Origin of the sequence: Mesorhizobium sp. M0016 (assembly GCF_040324035.1) — a bacterium.
GTDB lineage: Bacteria > Pseudomonadota > Alphaproteobacteria > Rhizobiales > Rhizobiaceae > Mesorhizobium.
Window position 1 is genome coordinate 94,661 of record NZ_JAMYVM010000009.1, and the last position, 20,552, is coordinate 115,212.

Sequence of the window (20,552 nt, forward strand, 5' to 3'; positions counted from 1 at the left end):
AAGGCGGCACCATCTCGGTTCCCGGCGTCTGTGTTGGCCTGGTCGATCACATCCCGTTTGGCGGCGATGAATGAGGGACCGGCTTTCCGGATGGGCCAGACGCATACGCAACGCTACCTGGAACCTCTTTTGGCCATGGTCCAGAGCGGCGCAATCGATCCCTCCTTGTGATTACCCACCGGGCCGATCTGAAAGCAGGGCCGGATCTCTACAAGACGTTCCGCGACAATCAGGAGGTTGTGTCAAAGTGGTGATGCGGCCTCACGGCCGAGACGGGCAAAGGCGACCCACACCTCACTGCAATCACAAGGGAACATTCGCGTCGACGGCCGGTTAGGTGCCACTTCCGTAACGGTCACCTGCCGTCAAAGCGAGCCCATGATGAACCACGACCAGCATGACAATGTACCAGACGCAGCGCGTAGACTTGTCGTCGGAAGCATGGCGGGAGGAATTCTCGCCGCTTATGCTTCCACGGCGTCAGCCGATACGGGAACAGTGCCTGCTAAAGCAGGCCCTGCGAGCCCGATGCTCAAACAGAATCCGGTGACGCAATATCACCAGCCGCCTTTCAAGCCACAGGAACAGAAGTGGCCGGGTTTGGCCAGCAAGATGGTGCCGCGCCCGGACCACGGCGAAACGACCTACAAAGGATCAGGCAGGCTTGCCGGCCGCAAAGCGCTGATAACCGGCGGCGATTCCGGTATTGGTCGTGCGGCGGCGATTGCATTCGCGCGCGAGCGTGCGGACGTTGCTTTCGGCTACCTCCCCGAAGAACAGGAAGACGCCGACGAACTGGTGGACCTAATAAAAGCGGCAGGTCAAAAGGCTTGCCGGCGATATCCGCAATTAGGCCTTTTGCAGAAAGCTGGTCGATGAAGCAGCAACGCCCCTCGGCGGTCTCGACATCCTGGTCAGCAACGCTGCCCGCCTCACTCGAGTCAACGGTCCTCAAAAAGGGCCGCCAGGCCCACCGCTCCTTAGGCGTGGTGGGCTTTCAGACTGTCTACAGGAGGAACCAATGGCTGGCGATGAAATAGAAAGAAGGCGACTGCAGATGTTGATCGAACAATATCTCGAGACCCGTAAGCGACGGCACGATTTCGTGTCGATCGCGAATGCCGAACTCGCGATCAAGGCGGTCATGCCGCATTGCCCGGTGTCAAGCGCAGCGTTGGCAGAGATGATAGCCGCTGGCGCCGTCACTTACGGCCTTGGCGTCCTATTCGACGCGAGGCAAACCGAGGGCGAACTGCCCGTCGTTTGATAGGCTCATCGACCTGACCAATCGTCGCGCCGTGGCGAAGTTTCGCCCAGCGCTGGAGTACGCCAGACCGGGAGCATGCCAATCGTGCCGGCCGGATCGCAGGCACTTGCCGGCGACGCCGTCTCGGGCCTGGACCCGAATGTCGTCGCATATCTGATGAAAACCAGTGTCTTTGTGCAGTTACCGGGCTTCTCGTTGGGTTGGCACCGTTCCGCTGTCCTGGTGTCTTGCCAAAGCTGTCGGTTGAACACCGAGCATATTTCGCACGGCCTCGACCAGCGCAGCAGCCCACACGGGTTTTGACAGCATCTTGTGATGACGCAAATCTTGCGGGATGTCGGATGCCGTGTACCCACTGACGAAAACAAACGGAATTCCGCGTTGCGCTAGAAGAGGGACAAGGGCAGCGCTGGTCTCGCCGCCGAGACCAATGTCCAGAACCGCGGCAGATATGACTTCACTCTCGATCAGCTTTTTCGCGCGAGCAACGGACGGCACTGGCCCGGCGATGGCGAAGCCGGCCTCTTCCAGAATTGCGCGGTGCTCCTCCGCGACCAGCCATTCATCTTCGACGATAAGGATACGAGATGCAGTCACGTTTCGCTCTCCCGATGATCAAACGGAAACTCAATCCGCAAGCTCAAACCATCGGAACCGAAAGATGTTTCAAAATTTCCGCCAAGCCGATACTCAATTTCGCCCTTCACCAGCGAAAGACCAAATCCCGTCTTCTCAGGCGGACTGACAGCGGGACCGCCGCTTTCTAACCATTCAAGCTGAAAACCGTGATCCGACGCCGACCAAGTCACGGACACCACGCCGTTTGGCACGGACAAGGCGCCATATTTTCCAGCATTCGTGGCAAGTTCATGGATCACCATGCCAAGCGACAGGCCCTGCTGAGGCTTGAGCCGAATGTCCTCGCCTGTGGTGTTGATGCGTTCCAGCCCGAACGGCTCGACTTCCTGCCGCACGATTTCCTCGACCGAGACCTCTTTCCAGCTTTCGCGCGAGAGCACTCCGTAGGCCCGCGCCATGGCGCGCAGGCGACCGATGAGCGCTTCGGCGAAAGCCTCCGAAGAGGGAGCATTTTTCAGGGTCTGACTGGCAATGCTGACCGTAACAGCCAGCATGTTCTTGACCCGATGGTTGAGTTCCGAGATCAATACCCGCTGGTGGGCTTCGGCTTCAGCCATGGTCGTCACATCGACAAAGGTCACCACCACGCCCTGGATTTTCCGCGCGCTGTCGCGGTAGGGGATCAGCCGCACGAGATAGTGGATGCCGTTGCTATCGCGCGGCAGCTGGTGCTCGATCATCTCGCCGGCCCTGAAAACCTGGGCAATATGGTCGCGCAGGTGCGGATAATCGAGCCGGCTGGCAAGATCGGTCAGCGGTCTTCCGATGTCGGTCGGCAGCAAGTTGAAGAACGAAGACGCCGCCGGCGTGAAGCTGCGGATAACCAGCTTGGTATCGAGAAAAACAGTCGCGATCTGTGTGCTCTCGAACAGGTTCTTCAGATCGCTGTTGGCACGATCGAGATCCTCGATCTTGGAAACCAGTTCGGCATTGATGGTGTTCAATTCCTCATTGAGGGACTGCATTTCTTCCTTGGAGGCCTCGAGCTCCTCATTGGAGGACTGGGCCTCTTCGTTGACCGAGACGAGTTCCTCATTGGAAGATTTCAACTCCTCCAACGCGGTCTCATATTCTTCGATCGTCGATTGCAGGCGCTCGCGCGTATCGCGGAGCTCGCGTTCGAAATCAGCAATCCCAGATGCCACCGGCTGTCGAACCTTTAGAGCCTCCAGCCGCGGCTGCGGCTGGCCCACCGGCTCGAACAGGACGAGAAACAGCGGCTCGCCGCTGCCGCGATCAGTCAAGGGCTCGATCGTCAATGTGACGAATTGGACACGATCTTCATCTTCTTCAATGGCTATCGCTTCGCGCACAACCGTGCGCCGGCCCTCGGCGGCTTCCCGCAAAGCGCCGCGCAATTCCAGACGCAGGCCGCTGCGTGCCATTGTGAGCAATTGTCTGCTCGGCACCCCTTGCGGCGGCTCGAGATATTTGCCGGTTCGGACCGAGTAATAGACGACATCTCCATCACCATTGACGACGACGTGAGCCGGAGCGAAGCGTTCGAGAACCTGCGCTTCAACGGTTTGCCTTAGGGAATAAGACAAGCCGCGGCGGGCATGTGTGTCATTGGCGCTGGAAAAGTTGGTTGCAGGCGCAGCATTCAACAAGATCGGCAGCCGCGGCGGCGCCGAATGTTCTCGTGCCTTGAAGATCCGTTGTTTCTTGTCGACCGGTGCAAACAGGTCGGCATGCTGGCTTATGCTTTCGGAGGTGCCAAGGAACAGATAGCCACCGGGCTTCAGCGAATAGTGGAAGGTCGGAATAACCTGCTTTTGCACATCGGGGCCGAAATAGATCAGGAGGTTCCGGCACGACACCATGTCCATGCGCGAGAAGGGTGGATCGCGGATGACGCTGTGCGCCGAGAAGATGCAGAGATCACGTACGCTCTTGCTCAAGATGAAACTTGTGCCGTCATTGCTGAAGAAGCGTTCGCGACGTCCAGGCGAAACGCCCGCAAGCAATGACTCCGGATAGCGCGCCGAACGTGCGATGCCCAGCGCCGCGTCATCGATGTCCGTGGCGAAAATCTGGATGCGCGGCACAGCCGAAAGTGTATCCATATGCTCGCGCATCAGCATTCCGATCGAGAAGACTTCCTCGCCGGTTGCGCAGCCGGGCACCCAGACGCGGATCGTATCGTTGGCGTCCTTGCCTTCGAAAAGTTTGGGGATGACGGTTTCTTCCAGGGTCTTGAAAGCGTCCGTGTCGCGGAAGAAATTTGTCACGTTGATCAGCAGGTCGCGAAACAGCGACCGCACTTCCTCCGCATTTGAACGAAGCAACTCTATATAGGCATCGATCGCGGTGTTCTGTGTTATTTGCATGCGTCGCCTGACGCGACGCAAGAACGTCTTGGCCTTGTAGCCCGAGAAATCATGTCCCGAATGGCTGCGCAGGATCGCGTAGATTTCCTCCTGGCCCTTGCGGAGTTTCAAAGCACTGGCCTTGCCATCGTCAGCTTCAAGCTCGTCGAGCAGTTCAAAGCTGTGGGCAAATTCCATGAGTTTCGCACCCATCTCATCGGCTGGGATGGCGATATCGATCAGACCGGAACTGATCGCGCTGCGCGGCATGTCGGGATTGCTCGGACCCGACTCGTCGGAGAGTTGCGCCAGCGTCAGGCCGCCATGCTCCTTGATTGCCTTGATGCCCAACGTACCGTCGGAATCGCCGCCCGACAGGACGACGCCGACGGCGTATTCGCCCTGATCCTCGGCCAGCGCGCTGAAAAAGATATCGATGGGCTTGCGCTCCCTGGACACCGAATTCGGTTGGCGCAGCTTTAGGCTGGAATTTTCAATGGTGAGGATCGCGTTGTGCGGCATCACGTAGACGGTGTCAGGATGGATATCCATTGCATCTTCAGCGACACGAACCGGAATTCCGGTGTAAAGCGCAATCACTTCGTGCAGCAGACTTTCCCGTTCCGGGCTGAGATGCGTGACGATCACGAACGCCATCCCGCTCGAAGACGGCATCCCGCGAAAAAATCCCTCCATGGCGGCAATGCCGCCCGCAGAGGCGCCGATACCGACTATGGGGAACCTCGGCAGCTTTTGCATCAATTGTCCTGCTTCAGTGAAATGCAACGCGGCAGCGCTGATTTCGATCCCAATGTGTAAACCGTTCCTGGTCGAATTCCCATCCCGCACCGCCGATAGCCACGGAACCGATGGACGCGATCGCCGTTTAAGGCCCGGAGGGCTGCTATGTTATTAGGCATGCGAATTCTGCTCGTCGAGGACGAATTCTTGCTGGCAAGCGAACTTGCCTCCTATTTCAGCGATTGTGGGGCGACCGTTTTGGGGCCGGTGTCGTCAGTCAGCCGGGCTCGACGATATATCGATTCAGCGGATGGGGCGGTGCTGGACATCGACCTCAACGGTGAGACTGTTTTTCCCCTCGCCGATGAGCTGACGGACAGAGGCATCCCGTTCGTATTCTTCTCCGGAAACGATCAGATCACCCTGCCGGAGCGGTTCCGGTACACCCAAAACCTCTCCAAGCCGGCCGGGTTCAGGACGGTTGCCGGGATCCTCGCCGCGCAATCAACAGCGCTTGGCGAAGACAACGTTTTCCGCGCTCTTCCAAAACTGAGGCTGTCCGCGCGGCTGCTGCTGGGCGACCCACAGGCGGCCGATCGCCTCGTCGAACGGACATTGAAGGCGGCGCTGGAGGAGCGGTTGTCGACGCGGCATGACCTTCCCTTGAGCGAATGGCTCAATACGCTCATGGAGGAGGTGCTCCGCAACGACAGGTCTGGAATCATGAATTAAGATTGTCCGATGGTTTGCCGCAGGCCGTCTGTCGACCGCCCCCGCCACGGTACCCCTCCCCCAAGAGCGCTTCGCTTCGTCTTGCAAATACGGCCGCATTCCTGCTAGAAATCGTCGTGGCCAAACCTCCGCAAACCAAACCTGACTCATTCCGCGATCCTGTTGAGGGCGACGCACTCGCAGCGCTGCTCGACGAAATCGCGGAAGAGGAAACACCTGAACGGCTGTTGAAGCTCGCCCTTGAGCTGCAGCAGCAACTGCTGTTGTCAAAGCAGCTGAAAAACCCCAACTGAACGGCCTGCAGCTAGGCATCTTGATTTGCCTCGAGTTCCACGATGGCGTCATCGCCTCGTTCGCCAGACCCCTGGTGCGGTAATCTTTCAGCGCTCGATGTGGGCGAAAGCCCAGTCTCAATAGCTCAGCCGTTCTGCGCCCAGAAAGCCCTGATCCCATCATGGCGCCGATGAGACGACCTGGAAAATCAGGGCCGACTTGGGTCGCAGCCCGAGGTCGATCATTGCTGCCCTGGCATCTCGGTATTTTCTTGCGGGCTCTTTTTGACGCCGGCCGCGGGTGATGTCTCGGCGGGGGCATTGCCGCCTTGGTTCTGTTCCGGGGTGCGCTTTACCGGCGATGTCTGCCACGATCCGCCTGAAAGGGGTATGAACACAAAGAAGGCTAGCAGGGCGACGAAGATAACAGCCGCAATGACGACGCCCCACCCGAGTACATTTCGGGTGCCACGCTGTTCTTCCTTCCGGGACACATGCTCCGTCATCACTGGACTCCTTTGTGTCATTCGATGAGATACAAATTTATCGTGCAGATCGACCGCACGGTCTGCTCTTCCCCGACGCGTTCCGCCGGCACAGCCGAAGAAGCTGAAGCTAATCTTCTCCAGCTTTTCGGCTGCCTGGTTTGGCGGCCCGCTTTGGCGCTTTCGGCACTGTCGGTTGCCGCTCGGGTGCAGGCGGATTGATCGCCTCGTGCGCCAAACGGGCTTTGCGCAATCGCGCCGTTTTCTCTTCCCGCGCTTTGCGCTCGGCTTCCATTACTCCTTGTGCGTAGAGGGTGGCTCGTGCGTCTCTGTCGTTTGCGGATCCACTGGCCGCCATAGTCAGCCCTCCGCCTTGTAATTTCTTGCTTCCTTCTTGGCGCCGGCTTTGCCGTGCTCGGCTGCAAGCTCTTTGGCCTGCCCGGGTGACACGTCGGTGGCTTCGGCCAACTTGATTGCCTCTTGTTCAGAGAGATCTCTGTCCTTTCGCGTGGGGTTCCTTGTCATCGCAGATCTCCTATCAGAGCCCAAACGACCGGACCGGCGGTGTGTTCCCTGGGACCTTCGATAGTCCACCGATTGAGGCGGGCTATCGCGCTTCCGTCAAACGAGCGAAAAGGTTCTGATGCGGACGGACAAGATACACGATCAGCTTCAAGGCCTTTCGAACTGCTAGGCAAGCCGGGTTATGGCCGGGCTATGACCGTGTGGGAACGCGTGACACACGGACGGGTTCAGGCATCGATGCCAGGCGCTAGTTCTCACCCGCGAGCGTGGCGAGAAATGACCGCCGCCATTCTGCTGCGTCATTGCGCGTGATGCGCTTGAGCAGTGCACTATGCCTTGCAATTCTTTCCTCAAGCGGCATCGCGAGCGCTTTTGCGATCGCATCGGCAACCTCGTCGACCGCATACGGGTTCACGATCAAGGATTCGGCAAGTTCTTCGGCCGCACCTGCAAAGCGCGACAACACCAGCACTCCGGGATCGGCTTCGTCCTGCGCGGCTATGTATTCCTTGGCGACGAGGTTCATTCCGTCACGCAGGGGCGTGACCAATCCGACCTGGCTAGCGCGCAACAGGCCAGCAAGCCGAGAGCGTGATACGGCACGGTGGATGTAGCGGATCGGGGTCCAAGCCAAATCCGCGTATCTTCCGTTGATCGCGCCGGCGGTTGCCTCAAGCTGGGCCCGGATGTCGGCATAGGCGCTGACCTCCTCGCGCGTCGGCGACGCAATCTGCAAATAGGTTGCCGCTCGCTCGTGTTCCGGATGCCTTTCCAAAAGACGAGCGAAAGCCTGCATGCGGCCGGGGAGACCCTTGGAGTAGTCCAGCCGATCGACGCCGATGATTTGCTTGAGGCCCAGAATCTGGCGGCGCATGGAATCGATCTGCACATCCTCCGCCGCCTCATTGGCCATGCGTGCGATTGAATCGACGTCGATGCCTATCGGAAAACACCTCGATAACACCGTGCGGCCGTTCATCTCAGCCGAACCATTGATATCAAAAGTAGTGGAGTTGGCCGCCTGCACTGAGCGCCGGAAATTCCCCACGTCCGTTTCGGTCTGGAACCCCACGACGTCATATTGAAGCAGGTCATCGATGAGTTCTTTATGATCGGGCGTGGCTACAAACAGGTCAGGCGGCGGGAACGGTATGTGAAGAAAAAACCCGATCCGATTCCGGACTCCCAGCCGCCGCAACTGGGCGGCCAAGGGGATAAGGTGGTAGTCGTGAACCCACACCAGGTCGTCGTCGCCCGACAGCAGTCCTGCGAGCGCCTTCGCGAACCGCGCATTGATCTGCCGGTAAGCCTGTAGAAACTCTGCCCGGTGGTTCACGAGGTCCAGTCGGTAATGAAAAAGCGGCCACAGCGTGCTGTTGGCATAGCCATTGTAATAGAGCGAATACTCCTCATACGGCAGGGTAAGCGCAGCTGTCTCGATCTTTCCCACGCGTTCCAAGCGGATCAGCGGTTCGTCGCTCGCGGCGTAGTCCTGATACTCGGCGCTTGCTCCTAGCCATAGGCCTCCACGCTCGGCCAACGCATCCCCGATGCCTACAGCAAGTCCGCCGGCTTGCAGATCGCGAATGTTCCCCAGCCTGTTCGAGACGACAACCAGACGACGCGGGATGGCGCGATCGCCCGTTAGCTCAGCCTCCCCACCTACGGCGTCGCGCTCAAGGGGATCACCAACCGTTTGCGAGGCCTCGTTGAGAATTTCGTCCGGTCGCTGCAACAAGAGCAAATCCTGAGCGTGAAGATTCGCTTGGGGAACGGTCCGCGCGTGCGATTGTTCCCGACGTAAGTGTCCAGCCGGATTCGCTGGTTCTCGGCCCGCTCGGGCGCCTTTTTCAGCGGCTCTCGCAGGATCGTCGTCGGACGCACCGGTGATGAGGCCTTGATCCAGCATGCCGAGCAGCCGTGGCTTTGGCGACGGCCGGACTTACCGCTTTGGTATTCATGCTGCCGGATCTCCTGCCCTGTCATATCAACTCCCCACCTTGGCAAAAGCGTCAACTGACCAAACCGTCAGTCCACCTCGATTACCTTGCGCGTCGGCTTTCGTTGACGGGGCGGCGGCTTTACCGCTGCGGGCGCGGGCGGGGTCTGCGCTATCGATGCCTCCAATAACTGTCGCTGTTCTCTAAGCCGCGCCGTCTTGGCTTCCCTGGCATGCCGCTCCGCTTGCAACAGCAACTTGGCTTCTCGATCCGCCCTCTCGATCTTTTCCCTGTCGATGCGTCGTGTTTTCAAGGTCGCCTCCTTTGGTCAGACGGCGAACAAAGTGCGGACCTGAAAAAATGTTCCCAACAAATTAAGGCCTGACCTGCCTCAAATGATATTGACGAGCAGCCCGCCGGTTGCGCGTCTGCGGCTCTCTGACGTCCAAAGGAACTGCTTGCCGTCCGCGGCGTTACGCCACCACGCTGGCCGGAAGATTACCATGGACGACAAACCCCGAACGACGATCAGAAAACCGGCCCGGATTGATCGAGGGCGTTGCTTTTGCGGAGCCATCACAGCTGAATTCAGTGGCGATCCCTTTTGGATTTGTTTCGACCACGACGATGACTGCCGACGAGCGATCGGCAGCCCACTGACGATCTGGATTGGCTATCGTCCAGATCAGGTCGATTGGCTCGGCCCAAAACCAAAAACATTCTCGAAAACCAGGGGCGTCGTGCGCTCCTTCTGTTCGGAATGTGGCACCTCGATTGGGTACACCGATGAAGGCTTGCCAAACGAGTTCTACATCTCGATCGGATTCATGGACGCGCCCGAGAAGTTCCATCCCCAAGCTCAAGCCTATTGGGAAATGCGACTGCCGTTTATCAGGATGGATGACGGTTTGCCTCGCGTCGAGGGCTACACCCGGGCGCGCGACCCCGCCCTGGGCAATCCCAGAGACCGGTGAGGCAGGAGGTTGGACTTTGGGCCTCGTACCTGCAAGCCAGCGCGAACCGACGTCGTCATGCGGCGAGCTTTGCTGAACCGATCCGTTTGATGGCGATGCTGATCGACCGTTCGCCATCGTCGTAGTCGGCCCAGGCGACGGTCTTTTTCAGGTGGCCCGGAACCGTGCGAACGGTGTATTTTTTCGGATCGAGATCCGCCTTCACCTGACTCCAGGTCAGCGGCATGGATACAGTCGCGCCTTCCCTGGCGCGAGGGGAGAGAGGGGCGACGGCTGTCGCCATGCGATCATTCCTGAGATAGTCGAGAAAAATCCGGGATGTCCGCAGCTTCTTGGCCATGTTGACGAGGTAGAGATCCGGGCTATCTGCCGCCATCTGGATGCAGACGGCCTTTGCGAAGGCCTTGGCCTCGGCCCATGTCGTCTTGCTGCGTTCGGCCGCCAATGGCGTCACGACATGCAAGCCTTTGCCCCCCGTGGTTTTGCAGAAGCTCACCAAGCCCAGATCTTCGAGACGATCGCGCATTTCCTTGGCTGCCGCGACCACCTTCGCAAAAGGGACTTCCGGACCGGGGTCAAGGTCGAAGACAAGTCGGCCAGGTATTTCGGGATGACCCGGCTGGCAATTCCAGGGGTGAAGCTCAAGGCCGCCTATCTGGGCGATCGCGGCCAGACCCTCGACGCGGTCGATTTGCAGATACGGTTTGTGATCGCCGAAGACTTTTACCAGTTCCAGCAGATTGGATGTGCCTGGCATTGCGTGGCGCTGGAAAAACTGCTCGCCGGCGTAGCCATCCGGCGCGCGCACGAGTGAACAGGGACGACCTTTGATATGTCTGATCATCCAGGGGCCAACGGTCTCGAAATATTCTGCAAGATCGAGCTTGTCGACGGGCTGACCGTCGCCGGCATTCGGCCAAAGCGGCTTGTCCGGCTTGGAAATGATGACGCCCATGACAACCGGGCTTTTTCCTGTCTTGCCAGTCACCTTGGCAGGGTCGGCAATCGGCGTCTCTTGAGGATCAGCTGGACGCTCGGCCTCGACGTCTTTTGCGGGCTTGTCTTCACGCAGGCCTTTGAAGGCGGCCTGCCGGATATTGCCACCCCCGGTCCAGCCGGCGAACTCGATTTCCGCGACCAATTCCGGCTTCGTCCAGAAGACGGTTGAATTCCTTTTCGGTGCGCCATCGCCGGTAAACGGCGACGTCGCGGCTTTCATCTCCTGCAGCCTGGGCATCAGCTGCTTGACCTTTGCCTCGCTGAATCCGGTCCCCACACGGCCGATATAGGCGAAATGTTCACCGCGATTGACGCCGACGAGCAATGACCGGAATTTGCCGTTGGTCGTCGACCAGCCGCCGATGACCACCTCATGCCCGGCGCGGCATTTCGATTTGGCCCAGGTGTCGGTCCTCCCCGAAACATAGGTTGCATCGGCCCTCTTGGAGACAATCCCCTCAAGCGAAAGGCGACAGGCAGAACGCAGCACCGCGTCGCCGCCATTGCTGAAGTGCTCGACATAGCGGATGAGATTTTGCGCGCCGCGATCGACTTCGCCGAGCATCTCGCTCAGACGTTCCTTCCGTTGTGAGAGAGGCATCTTTCGCAGATCGACGCCATTAGCGAAGAGCAGGTCAAAAGCAAAGTAGATCAGGTCTTTCGTCCGGCGCTCCGACAGCGCCGCCTGCAGTGCGGCAAAATCGGGCGCGCCGTTCTCGTCAAGCGCTACGATTTCGCCGTCGATGATGACGTTGGGGAGGCTGGCGGCCTCCTTTGCGATGGCGCCAAATTTCTCCGTCCAGTCAAGACCCTTGCGGGTCTTAAGGGCGATGTCCTTGTCTTCCACGCGCAACTGGACGCGATAACCGTCAAACTTGATTTCGTGAACCCAGTTCGTCCCGGCCGGCGGCCGGGAAAGCGTTGCGCAAAGCTGTGGTGGGATGAAGTCGGGCATCTTCGCCGCTGAGGCACCAGCGGCTCGCTTCGGCCGCGGAGCAGGCTTTGCCGACTTGGCGGCGCGCTTGTCGGCATGGCCGCGCTTGCTGTCCCAAACGGCATCCGCATCGGCCAACGATGAACCTTTCATCATGAACGGCTTCGGACCTGCCCCCTTCCCCGCTGCAATCCTCTCCATGCTCCGACCCGAGGCGACGGATCGATCCTGAGCCAGCACCGCATCGCCATTGCCCTCTGTCGCGTATTTGTCGCGGTGTTTTATCAGCAGCCAGTTGGTCCGCTTCCCGCCATTGCGGTCATGCTTCATGCGCACGAGGACGAAGCTTCCATGCAGGCGCTTGCCCTGCAGCGTGAATTTCAGGTCGCCTTTTTCCAACGCCTTTTCGGGAGACATGGCGCCTTCCGGTTCCCAATATCCGCGATCCCACAACTGCACCGTGCCGCCACCATATTGTCCTTTGGGAATTGTGCCTTCGAAGTCGCCGTACTCCAGCGGGTGGTCCTCAACCTCCACGGCAAGTCGTTTGTCGTGAGGATCCAGTGATGGACCTTTGGTCACAGCCCATGATTTGAAGACCCCGCCAAGCTCGAGGCGAAGATCATAGTGCAGCCGCGTGGCCGCGTGTTTTTGGATGACGAACCGGAGTCGGTTCGAACCCGCAATCGAGCTTTCGCCGCTGGGCTCTTTCGTCTTCGCGAAATCCCTTTTGGCCCGGTAGGTTGAAAGCTCGCCCGTTTTCATGGAAGTGCCCCGACTAATGACGCAACGCCGGGACTCAACGCAGTGGGTGAGATTTGGTTCGGTTCATAGCCGAGACGACGCCGACGCTGCTTTTCCGCTCAGAGTGGCATCGGCGTCAAATGAGGCCTTCACGGAGACTACAGGTGTCGTCACCGCTGACGTTAAGGTTCCTTGGTTTGCCCAACCATTTTGCAAGCTCTGAAAATGGTGGGATGTCCAGTTCGCCTTGCGCGTTGTTTGCGATCTGCAGAAGCCGGATCGGGAAGCAGATCGCGTCACGGTTGGCCGGTGACATGTCTTCGTAGGTCCGCTCGTCACCTGTCATGGACGCCTCTGCCTTTCGCAGGGCGGTATCGATCTCGTCAATTGACAGCAGACCTTTGTGAACGAGCAGGTTGTTGATTGACGCGACCGCCATCATCAACCCTTCAAGCTGAAGATTGGCAACGTTCATGGCTTGACCGTGTTTCCGCCGCCCGGCCTCGCCGGGGCGTTCTGGCCATCGGATTGGTGCGTCTTGTCATCCACCTCATTGACTGGCCGCGTCAGACCGACCCCACTCTTGGGTTTCTTGTTGCCGGCCGCATCCTGAGAGAACGCATCCGAAGGATCAGGACCTGTTCTAGCCGGGTACTTCGTTGCGCCGGTCTCGCGACGGTTTTCATTATCAGGCATTTTTGATCACTCCAATCGGATGACCGATAACCATTACGAGCCCGGCGAGTTCCGGCGCCGCATGGAACATTTCTGGCCGTTCGTGCAGAGACAAGCGGGCGTGTCTCGGCAATCGCGCCTCGCGCACTGGCGGCAGGTCTCGCTTTCGTTGCCGACAGCACTAGGTTGCTCGTGAGGCAAAAGGAATTCCCCATGCGGGTGGCACGCGAAGCCTGGGTTCTTGGCAAGGAGAGCATCCTCGGATTCATCAACGACAATGCCCTCAGCCACGGTGCGGCGATGGCGTTCTATGCCGTTACGTCCCTGGCCCCGATCTTGTTGATCGTTGTTGCGATTGCTGGACTTGTCTTTGGGCATGAAGCAGCTCAACTCGCTCTGTCGGCCGAAATCGCAGGCGTGATGGGATCGCAAACCGGCGACCTTCTGCGCAGCACCATCGAAAGCGCTTCTCACAGAACCGCCGGCACTGTTGCCACCTTGGTGGGCATCGTCACCCTCTTCGTGACAGCCTCCGGGGTGTTTGGCGAAATGCAGCTTTCGCTCAACACAATCTGGAAGATTGACCCACCACCCATGTCTGTGTCGCGATTGGTGCGGGCGCGGGCGGCCAGCCTGGGTCTGGTTGCAGCGTTGGGATTTCTACTGCTTGTGTCGTTGGCGGCGAGTGCCGCCATTTCCGCGCTTGGCGCTGTCATCAACGCCCATCTGCCGTTCGGCACGATCATTCTCGCGTCGATAAACGGCATTGTATCATTCGTGCTGATTTCCGCTCTGTTTGCCGCGATCTTCAAGATCCTGCCGGACCGGTCGCTCGCTTGGCGCGATGTCGCAATTGGCGCGGCAGTGACCGCTTTGCTCTTCACCATCGGCAAGTCGCTGATTGGCTGGTATATCGGAACCAGCGCGATCGCATCCTCCTATGGCGCGGCGGGTGCACTGCTGGTCGTGCTGCTTTGGGTTTACTATTCGTCTGAGATATTCCTGCTCGGCGCCGAGTTCACGCGGGCCTATTCCGTCCGTCTCGGCAGTCGGTCCGACCTTCAACCGATAGTGGAGGCAGAGAGCCCGTCGCGACAGACATCGAACCCTGGGCCAACCATCCAGCGCGAGGTGCAGGCCTGGATTGTGATCACGGGTTTGCTGACCTTCGTGGCGACACGGGTCTGGCCATCGCGGCGATCTTAGCTGCTTCCCACCAATTCTGTTTCTTTGGAACGCAACCCGGACACCGGAATTGCATAGGAACAGGAGGTTGCCCATGCCAAAATTCCGCTTTGAGACGACAGTATCCGGCCAGACTACCGCTCTCGAGGAAGAGCTAGCGAGTGCGGAGATGGCCAGTCCGAGAGCAATAGAGATGGCGCGCGTAGCGGTGGCGGCGGATCCTGGGTCAGGAACCAAGCAATCGGGATCGACTATCAAGGTCTACGATGAAGCCGGATACCTGGTCGCCACAGTCAATTTTTCCGACGTGTTGCCGAGTGATCCGGACGCCGGACAGCATGGGATTGGCGACGCGGTTGTCGAAGAACCGGGTGTGATGCGGTCTGGCTGACCCGTGGTAGATCAGGGTTTCACGTTTCGCTCACGCGATCCCCGGCACGGCAATTCGCTGAGAACGCGAGGTCCTCGCCCATCGTCAGATGCTAGAGCTGAGATTCGATCGGGAGGTGACGGACGAAGACCGCCAGGATACGGCGAAAAAATCCGGCTTCTGGTTCATGCGTATAGTCCTGAATCTTGCCTTCGCCGCATCCATGCCAATGCAGAACATTGTGCTTCAGTTCGAGCCGATAGCTTGTTTCCGGAGAGATCTCTGATTGGAATCGATGCCGCAGCTCGGCGACCAATTTCGGATCCTCAAACAGCACGCCCATTTCCGAATTCAAGGACACTGACCGTGGATCGAAATTGAAGGAACCGACGAAACCGATCTTGTCGTCGACGGTGAAAGCTTTCGTATGCAGACTGGCGCCCTTCGAGCCAAACACCGAGATTGCCGAGCGCCGGTTGAACGGCTGAAGCTCGAAAATTTTGACGCCATTCCTCAGCAGCCGCTTGCGATAGTTTGCGTAAGCGCCATGGACTGCGGCGACGTCTGTGGCGGCCAGGGAGTTGGTCAGAACCGAAACGTCAACACCGGCGCCGACAAGGTCCAGCAAGATCGCTGTGCCCCTTTTGCCGGGAATGAAATAGGGCGACACAATCTCCAGACACCCGCGCGTCGACTGGATGATGGGACGCAGCTCTTTCATAAGCCAGTTGCGACGTCTCCAACCACGAACCTTCTCCGGCGGATCGGAAATGACCCGCACGCCATCCACCCAATGAACGTCGTTGCTGGCCGCAATAAACTCTGTGATCGAGCCCCGGTTGCCGATGCCGTTCAAGAATTTGGGATCGGGGCCGGTATCGCTTCCTTCAAGCCATTTGGCATGCTCATGCTCAGCCACTGATCCCAAGGTTTTGATTGGCTTGGCTTCATTGCAAGCCCAGAAGGCATCGAATATCGCCGCGGTTTGCCGTACCGCAGGCCCCAGGAGCAGCAGATCGAGGTCCCGGAAATTGGTTTCTGCCGCATCGAAATAGGCATCGCCAACATTCCGACCGCCGACAATGGCAAATTTGTCGTCAACGATCCAAGCCTTGTTGTGCATCCGTCGCGTCAATGCAAAGAGCCGCAACAGCACTTCCACACCACGCATGATCCGACCGCGCCTGATACCGCTCGGATTGAACAACTTCAATTCGATGTTTGGATGGTTGTTCAGCGCCAGATATGCCGCATCATTTTTACGCGGATTGACGTCGTCAAGGAGCATGCGCACCCGAACACCGCGCTCAGCAGCTCGAAAAACCTCGCGAAGCAGCAAGCGGCCGGTGTGATCATCATGCCAAAGGTAATACATCAGGTCGAGACTGCGCTCAGCGCTCCTTGCCGCCAGCACGCGCACGGCGAAAGCGTCATAATTGTCCGAGACAAGCAGCAAGCCGCTCTTGCCGGCCTTGATGTTGTCGTCTGCGGTTCGCGAAAGCGATACGTCCATGAAAATTGCCACCTTTGGACGGCGCTCGCGCCATCCCGCTTAAATCATAGCTAGAACCATTCTGAGGTATTCTGGTTGCATACGCAGCGTCCAATCACCCAATTCCTGGATGCAAGCGGGGCCCAGCAATCAAGCGGCTGCAGAGCGGTAAGGAGGCTTGAGAGGCGTTGCCCCGACTGCTCTGCTGCCGCCGCGGAACTTGCTTCTCCTGTAGTGCCAGGCCCTCAGACCGCACGACCGTTGGCGGGAGCCCGATGGCGTGCGCCCCGCCGCGGCTCTTCGACGAGAATGACGTGGTCGTTGTTCTCAGTGAAGCGCAGGACCCTTTAAATTTAGATATCTCCATTATCCCGGAACCGGGTTCGGGTTTCCGAGTTAAGAAAATGCTCGCGACGGGCAATTTTCAACAGAGGAGACGGCACAATGCCCACTGCCAAGAAAGCCAATGGCAACAACAAGGACCTGGAGGACCTTTTCCTCGATGGCCTCAAAGACATCTACTATGCCGAGAAGAAAATTCTGAAAGCCTTGCCGAAGATGGCCAAAGGCGCATCCGAAGAGCAAGTTTCGGCAGCATTCGAGAAGCACCTCGCTGAAACCGAGGGGCAGGTCGAACGTCTGGAGGAGGTCTTCGAGATTCTCGGCGCGGCCGCGCGCGGCAAAACCTGCCCGGCGATCGACGGCATCCTGGAGGAAGGATCTGAAATCCTTCAGGAGTACAAGGGTTCGACTTCGCTCGATGCAGGGCTCGTCGGTGCCGCGCAAGCCGTAGAGCACTATGAGATTGCCAGGTATGGAACCCTGATTGCCTGGGCTACGACGCTCGGCAAGGATGACGTGGTTGCGCTCCTCAATGCGACACTTGAGGAGGAGAAGGCCACCGACGAGGCGCTGACTGCCCTCGGTGAAGCCGGCGTCAACGAACGAGCGGCAGAACGGAAAGCGGCTTGATTGATCGCCTACCCAACCGCCTCGGCGACCTATGTGCCGAGGCGGTCCCGGGAGATGAAGGACATGATCACGCATATCTACAAAGGACTGGAATGTTTCCTGCTTGAGTGTTCGGCCGCGCTGGTCAGGCGCCGCGCCCTTGGTGGTTCGCGCAGCGATCCTCGGCAGTTGCGAGAACAGCGCAGAGATGAGTTCAGGGCCCGCAAAGTCGCCGAATGAGCGCCAAGATGGAGAGTCGGATGGGCTTCTTTGGAAAATATTTCTCAGGACTGTTGAGCAAGAAATCGACTGACGGCAAGGGGAGCGGCGATATGCGTAAAGCTACCGGCGCGGGTCCGGCGATTGCCGCGCATTCCAAAGATGCAAAGACATCCGCTGCTTCCGGTCAAAGCACCAATGCTTCGAGCAAAAATGCAGATGGACGATGACAAAAGGCAAGATTTGGCTACCGACTCTATGTCGCATCGAAGCGGCGCAAAGACGTTAAATCGTCGAGATGACCCGCATCGCAACCTTCAACGTCAATGGCGTCAACAGCCGACTGCCAGTGCTTCTCAAGTGGCTTGGCGAAACCGGCTATGACATCGTCTGCCTTCAAGAACTGAAGACCTCTGACGAAAAATTTCCCGTCGATGCGATTAGAAACGCCGGCTATGGCGCAATCTGGCACGGACAGAAGTCCTACAATGGCGTGGCAATCCTCGCTCGCGGGATTGAGCCGCTGGAACGTCGTCGAGGTCTGCCGGGCGATCCCGACGATTCGCACAGCCGCTACATCGAGGCAGATGTGAATGGGCTTGTTGTCGGCTGCCTGTATTTGCCCAATGGCAATCCAGCGCCGGGGCCGAAGTTCGACTACAAACTTCGCTGGTTCCGACGTTTGATCACCTATGGCCAGGTGCTGCTCGGCTATAGCTCACCGACCATCCTGTGCGGCGACTATAACGTCGTTCCAGGCCCGATCGACGCGGCGGTGCCGGGGCGCTGGGTTGGCGATGCCGTTTACTTCCCCGAGAGCCGGAGCGCGTACGCCGAAATGCTTGCTCAGGGCTGGTTCGATGCGGTTCGTCGCATTCATCCAGAAAAAGGAATTTACACCTATTGGAACTTCTCCTACCGCGGCGGGTACGATCGGAGTTCCGGGCTCCGGATGGACCATCTCTTGCTGAGTTCATCCCTATTGGATCGCCTGAAGAATGCCGGAGTAGATGCCGAAACGCGTGCATGGGACAAGCCGAGCGATCATGCGCCAGCCTGGATAGAACTTGATTGAGCTTCCTCGGCAAGGAGCCTGAAGACCTGGTGGCGCTCCTTCGTGATTAGATTTGGCCGCATGTAGGCGTTGCGGCGTGGTGGTGGAACCATGGCCCAGTTCAGCCACGTCGACTTCGGAGGAATGTCACAATGGTCCTCCGGCATGACGATGGTCGGCGACATGTTCAATGACAGCCTCAAGGCGAAGCTCAACGCTATCGCGGCGGAGCTCTCGTCCCACCTGCTCGATCATCCCGCCATGGCCCACGCCGGCTCATGGTGGCCTGAGGAGTTTGGGAGCCCGTCTGCCGCTGGTTCTCAAAACAATATGCGCTACGCAGCGTTTCCTGAGCGAAGCCGCCTGGTCATCGACGATCATGGAAAGATGGAGATTTATGACACAGGCGACCATCGCATATCCGGTGTTTCGCAGAGCCAGAGCACGGACTCCACCCTGACCTTTGTCAGCCAGCACGGCGTGGTCCGCGTATCTGATCTCAAGCGCGTATCTGCGACGTAGGGCAGGCCGCTTCCATGCAGACAGTCACGCTCATCGGCTATCTCGCGACCGTCTGCTCGATGAGCAGTTTCACCCCGCAAGCCTGGAAAATCATCAGGACACGAGAGACAAGCGGCATCTCCGCACCGACGTATGCCATCACTGTGTTGGGGTTCGCCTTGTGGCTGGCCTTCGGCATCATGAAGGCAGAGTGGCCGATCATAATCACGAATGGCGTTTGTCTCCTGCTGTCAGCGTTCATTCTCACAATGACAGTCCTGCCGCAGGCTGAGAAAGATGCAGTTGCCAAGGCTTTCGACCCCGACGACTAAATTAACGCTTCCAACTTTTCAGCAGCGGACCTTGGCTGCCATATGCAGGATCCTTGCGCGGACGCCCCACGCTGGGGATGGTTGCGAGCGCATCGCTATGCTGATCCTTGCTCCTACATTTGTCATAATTCCCAAACGGAGGATACGCGCCGACAACCAAAAAATCATCGGATGCCGAGAGGCATTGGTGCCCGGTGCCTGCCGGGAGGACCGCGACGTCACCGGCCTTCAGCGACAGCGTTCGTCCTTTCTTGCCGCCAAACCGGACTTCAGCATTTCCGCGCGCAATTCCCAGAACCTCGTGTATTTGCGAATGATAGTGAACGTAATCATAGATGCCGTTTCGCCAGCTATCGCCCCATCCGTTTGCATCGAAAAGCACCTCCATGACGGCTGCTGGATCAAGTCCTTCGGGCAATTCGACGGCGCCGCGATAAACGACGAGCGGCCATGCTGGATGATTGGGTACAAGTCCATCATCCTTGAACCAGAACTCATTCGACTTTCGCTGCCTCACAAATCCGGCGACAGCTTGCTTGCGCGGTCTTGCGAAACCGGTGACGTTCTCGATCACTTTCTTGCTGGTTTCCAAAATGCTCATCGACGCTGCCTCTAAAGCAGAGGTTAGTTTAGCCGCTCGCTCAGAGCTCGACCTTTGCGTTGTCGCCCACATTCGGCTTGGCGCCGGTAACGGCCGCAAACACCATCGTTGCGGTAGCCATCATTAGCCCCGGGCTGTCCCACAATTCGCCTTCGTCGGGTTTGACCGTTATCAGACGAATCTCGGGATCATCGGCATTATCCCACCAGGCTGAGTCAGTTTTCTCCCAGAGCTCGGCGATCTTTTCCCTGTCATTTGTCACTGTGGCCGGGCCTGACATCGTGACGTATTTGTAGTGGCTGTTGTCACTCCAGGCCAATGTGACCTTTGGATAGGTCGACAGCTGCTTGCTCTTGGCGCTGTCGTCATTGACGAGGAAGTATATGGCGTTTTCCTCACGGACCACACGCGCAGATAGCGGACGGGCTCGATTGTACTCGCCGTCCCAGGTCACAAACATGCAGACGTCGATGTCCTCGGCGAGTTCCCAGATGCGGTCTGTTGCCTCGGCGGGCGTGAGGTCCGTCTGCTGCTCTCGGCGGTTAGCCATAAGCGTCCTCCTGCGGGTGAATATCCTCGCTTACAACTCACGTCCCGCCACGACGTTCCAA

Annotated in this window: 23 protein-coding genes and 1 pseudogene; 13 read left to right on the plus strand and 11 right to left on the minus strand. The window is 58.5% G+C overall.

The annotated features are described in order from the left end of the window. Window positions 1-528 precede the first annotated feature (528 nt). Window positions 529-931, plus strand: a pseudogene (locus tag NKJ88_RS15450) (SDR family NAD(P)-dependent oxidoreductase); the annotation flags it as partial. A gap of 90 nt (window positions 932-1,021) precedes the next feature. Beyond that, on the plus strand, window positions 1,022-1,267 hold the full coding sequence (locus tag NKJ88_RS15455) for a hypothetical protein (protein ID WP_023687844.1): 246 nt from the start codon (window positions 1,022-1,024) through the stop codon (window positions 1,265-1,267). A gap of 180 nt (window positions 1,268-1,447) precedes the next feature. Here NKJ88_RS15455 and NKJ88_RS15460 read toward each other — a convergent pair whose 3' ends face one another. Together NKJ88_RS15460 and NKJ88_RS15465 are read right to left on the minus strand one after the other, a co-directional pair. Next, window positions 1,448-1,864 (minus strand): response regulator, encoded by a 417-nt coding sequence (locus tag NKJ88_RS15460; RefSeq protein WP_023804850.1) that lies wholly within the window; start codon window positions 1,862-1,864, stop codon window positions 1,448-1,450. Further along, complete coding sequence (locus NKJ88_RS15465) at window positions 1,861-4,974, minus strand: CheR family methyltransferase (RefSeq protein ID WP_023736052.1); 3,114 nt, start codon at window positions 4,972-4,974, stop codon at window positions 1,861-1,863. The genes NKJ88_RS15460 and NKJ88_RS15465 overlap by 4 nt, the downstream gene beginning before the upstream one ends. A 147-nt stretch (window positions 4,975-5,121) precedes the next feature. On the opposite strand from NKJ88_RS15465, the gene NKJ88_RS15470 reads away from it, so the two are divergent. Continuing rightward, window positions 5,122-5,688, plus strand: coding sequence for a response regulator (locus NKJ88_RS15470; RefSeq protein WP_023668059.1), 567 nt, complete (start codon window positions 5,122-5,124; stop codon window positions 5,686-5,688). Window positions 5,689-5,804: 116 nt separating this feature from the next. Then, window positions 5,805-5,981 (plus strand): hypothetical protein, encoded by a 177-nt coding sequence (locus NKJ88_RS15475; RefSeq protein WP_023681160.1) that lies wholly within the window; start codon window positions 5,805-5,807, stop codon window positions 5,979-5,981. A 221-nt stretch (window positions 5,982-6,202) separates the two neighbouring features. Here the strand turns inward: NKJ88_RS15475 and NKJ88_RS15480 are convergent, their stop codons facing one another. From NKJ88_RS15480 to NKJ88_RS15490, 3 genes are all read right to left on the minus strand, one after another. After that, entirely contained in the window at window positions 6,203-6,466 is a 264-nt protein-coding gene (locus tag NKJ88_RS15480) for a hypothetical protein (protein ID WP_023736053.1), read from the minus strand. A gap of 751 nt (window positions 6,467-7,217) precedes the next feature. Further along, on the minus strand, window positions 7,218-8,708 hold the full coding sequence (locus NKJ88_RS15485; RefSeq protein ID WP_352444594.1) for an alpha,alpha-trehalose-phosphate synthase (UDP-forming): 1,491 nt from the start codon (window positions 8,706-8,708) through the stop codon (window positions 7,218-7,220). 290 nt (window positions 8,709-8,998) lie between these two features. Then, window positions 8,999-9,223 carry a hypothetical protein gene (locus NKJ88_RS15490; RefSeq protein ID WP_023712192.1) on the minus strand — a complete coding sequence of 75 codons (225 nt, stop codon included), beginning with the start codon at window positions 9,221-9,223 and terminating at the stop codon, window positions 8,999-9,001. 190 nt (window positions 9,224-9,413) lie between these two features. Here NKJ88_RS15490 and NKJ88_RS15495 point away from each other — a divergent pair, with 190 nt between their 5' ends. Continuing rightward, on the plus strand, window positions 9,414-9,884 hold the full coding sequence (locus tag NKJ88_RS15495) for a GFA family protein (RefSeq protein ID WP_050590555.1): 471 nt from the start codon (window positions 9,414-9,416) through the stop codon (window positions 9,882-9,884). Between the two features lie 55 nt (window positions 9,885-9,939). On the opposite strand, the gene ligD is transcribed toward NKJ88_RS15495, so the two are convergent. The 3 genes from ligD to NKJ88_RS15510 all read right to left on the minus strand — a co-directional run bounded on the left by ligD (window position 9,940) and on the right by NKJ88_RS15510 (window position 13,257). After that, a complete protein-coding gene (gene ligD / locus NKJ88_RS15500) occupies window positions 9,940-12,582 on the minus strand; it encodes a DNA ligase D (RefSeq protein WP_352444596.1) in 2,643 nt (880 codons plus the stop codon). 115 nt (window positions 12,583-12,697) lie between these two features. Further along, window positions 12,698-13,036 (minus strand): hypothetical protein, encoded by a 339-nt coding sequence (locus NKJ88_RS15505; protein WP_352444598.1) that lies wholly within the window; start codon window positions 13,034-13,036, stop codon window positions 12,698-12,700. Beyond that, window positions 13,033-13,257, minus strand: coding sequence for a hypothetical protein (locus NKJ88_RS15510; RefSeq protein WP_155921617.1), 225 nt, complete (start codon window positions 13,255-13,257; stop codon window positions 13,033-13,035). Before NKJ88_RS15510 ends, NKJ88_RS15505 begins: the two co-directional genes overlap by 4 nt. A gap of 192 nt (window positions 13,258-13,449) precedes the next feature. Here NKJ88_RS15510 and NKJ88_RS15515 point away from each other — a divergent pair, with 192 nt between their 5' ends. Both NKJ88_RS15515 and NKJ88_RS15520 read left to right on the plus strand, forming a co-directional pair. Beyond that, window positions 13,450-14,442 carry a YihY/virulence factor BrkB family protein gene (locus tag NKJ88_RS15515; RefSeq protein WP_023748070.1) on the plus strand — a complete coding sequence of 331 codons (993 nt, stop codon included), beginning with the start codon at window positions 13,450-13,452 and terminating at the stop codon, window positions 14,440-14,442. Between the two features lie 73 nt (window positions 14,443-14,515). Continuing rightward, window positions 14,516-14,812: a hypothetical protein gene (locus NKJ88_RS15520; protein ID WP_023668045.1), complete on the plus strand. Its 297-nt coding sequence runs from the start codon at window positions 14,516-14,518 to the stop codon at window positions 14,810-14,812. 91 nt (window positions 14,813-14,903) lie between these two features. Here the strand turns inward: NKJ88_RS15520 and NKJ88_RS15525 are convergent, their stop codons facing one another. Further along, entirely contained in the window at window positions 14,904-16,304 is a 1,401-nt protein-coding gene (locus NKJ88_RS15525; protein ID WP_023824797.1) for a phospholipase D family protein, read from the minus strand. A gap of 423 nt (window positions 16,305-16,727) precedes the next feature. On the opposite strand from NKJ88_RS15525, the gene NKJ88_RS15530 reads away from it, so the two are divergent. From NKJ88_RS15530 to NKJ88_RS15555, 6 genes are all read left to right on the plus strand, one after another. After that, on the plus strand, window positions 16,728-17,255 hold the full coding sequence (locus NKJ88_RS15530) for a YciE/YciF ferroxidase family protein (RefSeq protein ID WP_023681150.1): 528 nt from the start codon (window positions 16,728-16,730) through the stop codon (window positions 17,253-17,255). Between the two features lie 63 nt (window positions 17,256-17,318). Beyond that, window positions 17,319-17,474: a hypothetical protein gene (locus NKJ88_RS15535; RefSeq protein ID WP_155923313.1), complete on the plus strand. Its 156-nt coding sequence runs from the start codon at window positions 17,319-17,321 to the stop codon at window positions 17,472-17,474. Beyond that, a complete protein-coding gene (locus NKJ88_RS15540; protein ID WP_245259911.1) occupies window positions 17,471-17,683 on the plus strand; it encodes a hypothetical protein in 213 nt (70 codons plus the stop codon). The genes NKJ88_RS15535 and NKJ88_RS15540 overlap by 4 nt, the downstream gene beginning before the upstream one ends. A gap of 68 nt (window positions 17,684-17,751) precedes the next feature. Then, entirely contained in the window at window positions 17,752-18,528 is a 777-nt protein-coding gene (gene xth / locus NKJ88_RS15545) for an exodeoxyribonuclease III (protein WP_352444601.1), read from the plus strand. A gap of 90 nt (window positions 18,529-18,618) precedes the next feature. Then, entirely contained in the window at window positions 18,619-19,029 is a 411-nt protein-coding gene (locus NKJ88_RS15550; protein WP_050590551.1) for a hypothetical protein, read from the plus strand. A gap of 14 nt (window positions 19,030-19,043) precedes the next feature. Continuing rightward, window positions 19,044-19,340 (plus strand): SemiSWEET family sugar transporter, encoded by a 297-nt coding sequence (locus NKJ88_RS15555; protein ID WP_023681146.1) that lies wholly within the window; start codon window positions 19,044-19,046, stop codon window positions 19,338-19,340. Between the two features lies 1 nt (window position 19,341). Here the strand turns inward: NKJ88_RS15555 and NKJ88_RS15560 are convergent, their stop codons facing one another. After that, the gene (locus tag NKJ88_RS15560) at window positions 19,342-19,941 is read right to left on the minus strand and encodes a cupin (RefSeq protein WP_352444603.1); all 600 of its coding nucleotides are present in this window, start codon (window positions 19,939-19,941) and stop codon (window positions 19,342-19,344) included. Window positions 19,942-19,981: 40 nt separating this feature from the next. After that, window positions 19,982-20,491, minus strand: coding sequence for a pyridoxamine 5'-phosphate oxidase family protein (locus NKJ88_RS15565; protein WP_023712198.1), 510 nt, complete (start codon window positions 20,489-20,491; stop codon window positions 19,982-19,984). Between the last annotated feature and the right edge of the window lie 61 nt (window positions 20,492-20,552).